Here is a 7,739-nt window from a genome sequence, read left to right as displayed (position 1 = left end):
TTTTTGTAGTTTCCAGTGCCTGGAAACTACAAAAAACGACCACTCAACCTCTCAGACACGCAACTACTTGGGGCTGAATCTCTCAGGCGGCGCAAGTACGCAGGGCACGCAGCCGCTCGGGCGGGGTTAGCGGGGGCGGTTGCTGAGGCCCGCGCGGCGGGCCGTGTTGTAGGCGGCGGGGAGAGCCTCGAGGAGGGCCGCGACGTCGGCGGAGGTCGAGTCCCAGCCGAGGGTGAAGCGCAGGGCACCGCGGGCGGTCGCCTCGTCGTCGCCCATCGCGAGCAGCACGTGGCTCGGTTCGGGGATGCCCGCCTGGCACGCCGAGCCGGTCGACGCCGACAGCTGCGCCATGTCGAGCAGATAGAGGAGCGAGTCGCCCTGCGCGCCCGGGAACGTGAAGTGCACGTTGTTCACGAGCCGCGCAGCCGCACCGCCGGCCGGGTCGGCCCCGCGCAGCCGCGCTTCGGGAATCGCCTCGCGAATTCCTTGGATGAGCGCATCGCGCAGCGCGCGTAGGCGCTCGCGCTCGGCGGGGTCGGCTGCCTCGTCGAGCGCCGCCGCAAACGCCGCCGCGCCCGCAACATCCTGTGTGCCGCTGCGCAGCCCGCGCTGCTGGCCGCCGCCGTGCACGAGCGCCTCGAGCGTCGCATCCCGCGACACCACGAGCGCGCCCACGCCGACGGGCCCGCCGACCTTGTGCGCCGACACGCTCACCGCCTGCACACCCCAGCCGCGCAGATCAACATCATCGTGCCCGAGCGACGCCACCGCATCGATGTGCACCGGCACGCCAAACCGCCGCCCGAGTTCGCCGAGTTCGGCCACCGGCTGTACCGTGCCCACCTCGTTATTGGCGTGCAACACCGAAATCACCGCGGTGCGATCGGCGCCCTCGGCGAGCAGCCGCTCGAGCGCATCCAGGTCGACGCGCCCCCGCGCATCCACCGGCACGAACCCGACCTCGGCGCCTTGGTGCGCGACGAGCCACTCGACCGCGTCGAGCGTCGCGTGGTGTTCGGCCCGGGTGGTGAGGATGCGCGGCCGAGCGGGCGCGCCGGGCACCGGGTTCGCCGCCCACCAAAACCCCTTGATCGCGAGGTTGATCGACTCGGTGCCGCCGGAGGTCAGTACGACCTCGATCGTCTGCGCACCGAGGTGCCGCGCGAGGCGTTCGCGCGATGACTCGAGGCTCGCGCGGGCGCTCTGCCCGTGGGCGTGAATGGAGGCGGGGTTGCCCACGCGTTCGTGCGCCGCAAGCCAGGCGTCGCGGGCTGCGGGGCGAATCGGCGTGGTCGCCGCATGATCCAAATAGATCGGCATACTCCTAATTGTAAAATCGGTGACCGATGCAGGCACACGACCTTCCCCCACTCGGACTCCACACGGGCACGCTCCGGGTCTGGTCCCACCACGCGAGCGATATGGCGCTCGTGCTCTTCGACGACGCCGGCGAGATTGCCGAGCGCGTGCGGATGCGCCGCGACGGCGACATCTGGTCGGTCACGTGCGATCGGCTGACGCCCGGCCGCCGCTACGCGCTTTCGGTCGACGGCCCGAGCGGCGGCGTGCACCGCTTTGACCCCGAGCGCTTCGTGCTCGACCCATACGCCCGCTCGGTCGAAAACCTCGGGGATGCGCGTGAGCAGCGCTGGGTCGCGGTCGTCACCGAGCCAGAGGCATTCGACTGGTCGCCGAAGCCCGCGACGAAGCTGCAGGACTCGGTCATCTACGAGCTGCACGTGAAGGGCTTCACGAAGCTCGCCGAGTTCGTGCCTGAACCGCTGCGCGGCACCTACGCCGGCCTCGCGCATCCGAACATCATCGCCCACCTGCAGCGCCTCGGCATCACCGCCGTCGAGCTGCTGCCCGTGCAGTCGTTCACGAGCGAGACGCACCTGCGTCGCGCCGACACGACGAACTACTGGGGCTACAACACGCTCGGTTTCTTCGCGCCGCACGCCGAGTATGCGACGGCGGATGCGCGGGCCGCTGGGCCCGAGGCGGTCGCCCGCGAATTCAAGTCGATGGTGCAGACGCTGCACGACGCGGGCATCGAGGTGTTGCTCGACGTCGTCTACAACCACACCGCCGACGAGGGCGACACCGGCGAGCCCGTGCTGTTCGCTGGCATCGACCGCGCGAGTTACTACCGCCACCTCGACGGCGAGCAGCTGCTCGACGTCACCGGCTGCGGCAACTCGCTCGACACGAACCTGCCGGCCGCGCAACGCCTCGTGCTCGACTCGCTGCGGTACTGGACCGAGGAGTTCGGCGTCGACGGCTTCCGCTTCGACCTCGCCGTGACGCTCGGCCGTGGCGCCGACCACGCCTACCACCGCGACCACCCGCTGCTGCAGGCGATGACGAACGACCCAGTGCTGCGCGAAACAAAGCTCATCGCCGAGCCGTGGGACGTCGGCACCGGCGGCTGGCAGACCGGCAACTTCCCCGGCGACGAGGAGTTCAGCTGGGCCGAGTGGAACGACGAGTTCCGCGACCGCGTGCGCAGCTTCTGGGTGCACAGCTTCTCGCAGGCGCGCATCACCGGCCAGCACCGCCAGGGACTCGGCGAGTTGTCGACCGCGATGGCGGGGTCATCCGATCGTTTCAACGATGTCCGCGGCCCGCTCGCCTCGATCAACTTCATCACCGCCCACGACGGCTTCACGCTGCGCGACCTCGTGAGTTACAACGTCAAGCACAACCTCCTCAACGGCGAGCTCGGGCGCGACGGCACGAACGACAACCGCTCGTTCAACTTCGGCCGCGAGGGCGACAGCGCCGACCCGCTGATTGACCGCAGCCGCCAGCTCGCGATCCGCAATCTGCTCGGCACGCTGCTCATCTCGGCCGGCGTGCCGATGCTCGTCGCCGGCGACGAGTTCGGGCGCACGCAGCGCGGCAACAACAACCCGTACAACCAGGACAACGCCGAGTTCGGCTGGGTCGATTGGAACCTCACCGGCCCGCAGGAAGCCCTGATTCCGCACGTGCGCCGACTCATTCAGCTGCGGCAGGAGCATCCGGTGCTGCGGCCGCGCCGCTTCAACCACACCGACACCACGCGCTCCGAGGCCGCCCGCCTGAGCTGGTTCGACCCGCTCGGCGAGCCGATGCACGACTGGCAGTGGCACACCCCGACGCTGCGCTCGCTGCAGTTCCTCGCCTCAACCGAGCTGCCGGGCGACGGCCGCGACCGTGTGCTCGTGCTCATTCACGGTGTCGAAGACCCGGCGCCTTTTCGCATCCCGCTCGGCCCGAAGATCGACGGCTACCGCCTGCTCTGGGATTCGAGCACCGAGCAGGTGGCCGAAATCGACTCGGATGCGATGAGCGTGCTCGTGCCCGGCGACCGTCTGCGCATGGTCGGGCCGTCGATGCGGATTTACGCGGCGGTCACCGACGAATAGTCGCGCCGGCAGCCGCACAAACCCAGGCAAGCTTCGCCCGCTGTTGCTAGCGTCGAAAATGTGGCAATGACAGCTGGCAACAACGCGAATGACCTCCACGAGTTCCCGGGCGACTACAGGCCGCGCTACGGGCGGATTCCCGTGATGCAGCTGCAGCCGCAGCTCGACGACAACCGGTTCCCGTCCCGCGCCTCGGTCGGTGAGGTCGTGCCCTTCCAAGCGGTCGCGTACCGCGAGGGCCACGACCTCATCGGCGCCGAGATCGTGCTCACCTCGCCCGAAGACGTGACCGAGCGCATCCGCATGCGCCCCGGCCGCCCCGGCCTCGACGAGTGGGTCGCGTCGGCGCAGGTCACGGCCGTCGGCACCTGGAGCTGGCACGTCGAAGCCTGGGCCGACGACTTCGCCACTTGGCGGCACAATGCCGAGATCAAGGTTCCCGCCGGCATCGACGTGGAGCTCATGCTCGAAGAGGGCGCCCGCGTGCTCGAGCGCGCCGCGGCCGACGCCGACCTCAGCGAGGCCGAGCGCGACACGCTCCTGCGGGCCGCACTCGTTGCCCGTGAGACCACGCGCGCGGGGCAAGAGCGCCTCGCCGCCGCGACGACGGATGTGGTGCTCGGGCTGCTCGCGCAGCACCCGGTTCGTTCGCTGGTCACGGCGTCCGATACCCGCGAGATCCGCGTCGAGCGCGAGCGCAGCGGCTTCAGCGCCTGGTACGAGCTATTCCCCCGTTCGGAGGGCGCGCGTCGCAACCCGGACGGCAGCTGGATCTCGGGCACGTTCCGCAGCGCCGCATCCCGCCTCGACGGCGTTGCCGCGATGGGCTTCGACGTCGTCTACCTCCCGCCGATCCACCCGATTGGCCGCACGAACCGCAAGGGCCCGAACAACACCCTCAATGCAGGGCCGAACGACCCGGGCTCGCCGTGGGCGATCGGCGCGGCCGAGGGCGGCCACCGTGAGGTGCATCCCGACCTCGGCACGACCGACGACTTCACCGCCTTCGTCGCGCGGGCGGAGGAACTCGGCCTCGAGGTCGCGCTCGACCTCGCGCTGCAGGCGACGCCAGACCACCCGTGGGTCGCCGAGCACCCCGAATGGTTCACGACGCTCGCCGATGGCACCATCGCCTACGCCGAGAACCCGCCGAAGAAGTACCAGGACATCTACCCGATCAACTTCGACAACGACCGCGCGGGCATCTACCGCGAGGTGTTCGAGACGGTCGAATACTGGATCGGCCTCGGCGTGCACATCTTCCGTGTCGACAACCCGCACACGAAGCCGCTGCAGTTCTGGGAGTGGTTGATCCACGAGGTCAACGCCCGGCACCCCGAGGTGATCTTCCTCGCCGAGGCATTCACGCGCCCCGCGGTGATGCAGTCGCTCGCGAAGGCCGGTTTCCAGCAGTCCTACTCGTACTTCACGTGGCGCAACACGCGCGAGGAGCTCGAGGAGTTCCTCACCTCGGTGTCGCACGAGACGAGCCACTTCATGCGGCCGAACCTCTTCGTGAACACCCCCGACATTCTCACCGAGTACCTCCAGCACGGCGGCCGAGCCGCCTACGAGGCGCGGGCGGTCATCGCGGCCACTGCCACACCAAACTGGGGCGTATACGCCGGCTACGAGCTCGTCGAGAATGTCGCCCGCCCCGGCTCCGAAGAGAACATCGACAACGAGAAGTACGAGTACAAAGAGCGCGACTGGGCCGCCCGCGAGGCCGACGGCTCGTCGCTCGCCCCACTCATCACGAAGCTCAACGAGATTCGCCACGCGCATCCGGCCCTCGCGCAGTTGCGCAACTTCGAGGCGCACGACGCCGACTACGACCAGATCCTCACGTTCTCGAAGCACCTCTCGGGTGCCTATACCCCCACGGGCATCGACGACACGATCATCGTCGTCGTGAACCTCGACACCGCCAACACCAACATCTCGAACGTGCACCTCGACCTCGAGAAACTCGGGCTCCCCGCCGCGAGCGCCTTCGGCGTCGTCGATCTGCTCAGCGGGCAGCGGTGGACGTGGCGCTCGTCGAACTACGTGCGCCTCGACCCAGGCCAGGCGCACGTGCTGCACGTGCAGCGCTAACCCAAATCGATAGATCCGCCTCGAAGAGGAGAACGCAGCATCATGAGCACGCCGACTGTACCCAGCCAGCCGAATCTCGGGCCCATCATTCCCGACGGGGAGTTGCTCGCCCTTTCGGAGGGGCGCCACTCGGGCCCACACGGTGTGCTCGGCCAGCATGAGCTCGACGGCGGCGGCGTCTGCGTTCGTGTGCGTCGCCCGCTCGCCGACTCGGTCACGGTGCTGCTCGCCGACGGCGGTCGCATGCCACTCACCCACGTCGCGCACGGCATCTGGGCGGGCGTCCACGAGCAGGGGCTGCAGGCCTACCGCATCGAGGCCCGCTACGGAGGCGGCACGACCGACGTCGCCGAAGACCCGTACCGGTTCCTCCCGACACTCGGCGACACCGACCTCTACCTCTTCGGCGAGGGCCGGCACGAGGAGCTCTGGCGCAGCTTTGGTGCGCACGAGCGGGTGATGGATGCGGTGCGCGGCACGGCATTCAGCGTCTGGGCTCCGCACGCGGCCGCGATTCGCGTCGTTGGCTCGTTTAACGACTGGGATGGCGCACGGCACGCGATGCGCAAGCTCAACGACCAGGGCGTGTGGGAACTTTTTATTCCCGACGTCACCGCAGGCCACGCGTATAAGTTCCAGATCCGCACCGCCGAGGGCGCGTGGATCGACAAGGCCGACCCGCTCGCCCGCTCGGCCGAGGTGCCGCCGAACACCGCATCCGTCATCACCGCCGCGTCGCAGTACGAGTGGGGCGACGACAACTGGCTCGAGTCGCGGGCGACGCACGACCCACACAACTCGCCCATGAGCGTCTACGAGTTGCACGCCATGTCGTGGCGCGAGGGCCTGAGCTACCGCTCGCTCGCTGACGAGCTCATCGAATACCTCGACGAGATGGGCTTCACCCACGTCGAGTTCATGCCGCTGGCCGAGCACCCCTTTGGCGGCTCGTGGGGCTACCAGGTCTCGGGCTACTACGCGCCGACGTCACGCCTCGGCACGCCCGACGAACTTCGCTACCTCATCGACCGGCTGCACCAGGCCGGCTACGGTGTGCTGATGGACTGGGTGCCCGGGCACTTCCCGAAGGATGCGTTCGCCCTCGCCCGTTTCGACGGCCAGCCGGTCTACGAGCACCCCGACCCGCGCCTCGGCGACCAGCAGGACTGGGGCACCCACGTCTTCGACTTCGGCAACTCGCAGGTGCGCAACTTCCTCGTCGCGAACGCCCTCTACTGGCTCGAGGAGTTCCACATCGACGGCCTGCGCGTGGACGCCGTCGCCTCAATGCTCTACCGCGACTACTCGCGCGAAGACTGGCTGCCGAACCAAGACGGCGGCCGCGAATACTATGAGGCGATCGACTTCCTCAAGGAGGTCAACGCGACCGCCTACAAGCGCAACCCCGGCATCGTCATGGTCGCCGAGGAGTCGACGAGCTTCCCCGGCGTGACGAAGCCGACGAGCATGGGCGGGCTCGGCTTCGGGCTGAAGTGGAACATGGGTTGGATGAACGACAACCTGCGCTACTTCGAGCAGGACCCGATTCACCGCAAGTGGCACCACGGCGAGCTCACGTTCTCGTTCGTCTACGCGTGGAGCGAGCAGTACGTGCTGCCGATTTCGCACGACGAGGTCGTGCACGGTAAGGGCTCGATGTTCACGAAGATGCCGGTCGACGACTGGCAGAAGGCCGCGAACCTGCGCGCGTTCTACTCGTACCAGTGGAGCCACCCGGGCAAGATGCTGCTCTTCATGGGCCAGGAGTTCGGGCAGACGCGGGAGTGGAGCGAGGCCCGCGGCCTCGACTGGTGGCTGCTCGACAACCCGACGTTCTCGGGCATCCAGCGCTACGTCGCTGAGCTCAACCAGCTCTACCGCGACGTGCCGGCGCTCTGGGACCTCGACAACGACCCCTCGGGCCTGCAGTGGATCAGCGGCGGCGACAGCGACAACTCGCTGCTCGCGTACCTGCGCCGCGATCGCTCCGGCGGCGTCATCGCATGCATCCACAACTTCTCGAACCAGCCGCTCGAGAATTATCGACTCGGGCTCCCCGAGGGCAATTGGCGCGAGGTGCTCAACTCCGACGAGATCGCATTCGGCGGCGGCGGCGTGACGAACGCCGAGGTGCGGCTCGAGGCCGACGGTTGCAACGGCTTCTCGCACTCGGCCGCGCTGCGCATCCCGCCGCTCGGCGCGACGTTCCTGCTGCGCGACTGACCGACCTGC

The 7,739-nt window shown here is 68.4% G+C and carries 4 protein-coding genes; 3 read left to right on the top strand and 1 reads right to left on the bottom strand.

The window, feature by feature from the left end; all coding sequences use genetic code 11:
• Positions 1 to 126: 126 nt before the first annotated feature.
• On the bottom strand, positions 127 to 1,320 hold the full coding sequence (locus QM019_RS07460) for a cysteine desulfurase family protein (RefSeq protein WP_282852466.1): 1,194 nt from the start codon (positions 1,318 to 1,320) through the stop codon (positions 127 to 129).
• A 26-nt stretch (positions 1,321 to 1,346) separates the two neighbouring features.
• On the opposite strand from QM019_RS07460, the gene glgX reads away from it, so the two are divergent.
• The 3 genes from glgX to glgB all read left to right on the top strand — a co-directional run bounded on the left by glgX (position 1,347) and on the right by glgB (position 7,730).
• Positions 1,347 to 3,410 carry a glycogen debranching protein GlgX gene (glgX, locus tag QM019_RS07455; RefSeq protein WP_282852465.1) on the top strand — a complete coding sequence of 688 codons (2,064 nt, stop codon included), beginning with the start codon at positions 1,347 to 1,349 and terminating at the stop codon, positions 3,408 to 3,410.
• 66 nt (positions 3,411 to 3,476) lie between these two features.
• A complete protein-coding gene (locus QM019_RS07450; protein WP_282852464.1) occupies positions 3,477 to 5,507 on the top strand; it encodes an alpha-1,4-glucan--maltose-1-phosphate maltosyltransferase in 2,031 nt (676 codons plus the stop codon).
• A 42-nt stretch (positions 5,508 to 5,549) separates the two neighbouring features.
• Positions 5,550 to 7,730: a 1,4-alpha-glucan branching protein GlgB gene (gene glgB / locus QM019_RS07445; RefSeq protein ID WP_282852463.1), complete on the top strand. Its 2,181-nt coding sequence runs from the start codon at positions 5,550 to 5,552 to the stop codon at positions 7,728 to 7,730.
• The last annotated feature ends 9 nt before the right edge of the window (positions 7,731 to 7,739 follow it).

Source organism: Gulosibacter sediminis (genome assembly GCF_030011715.1).
GTDB lineage: Bacteria > Actinomycetota > Actinomycetes > Actinomycetales > Microbacteriaceae > Gulosibacter > Gulosibacter sediminis.
The sequence above is the reverse complement of the archived record's forward strand: the minus strand, read 5'-3'. Positions and strand labels throughout refer to the sequence as shown.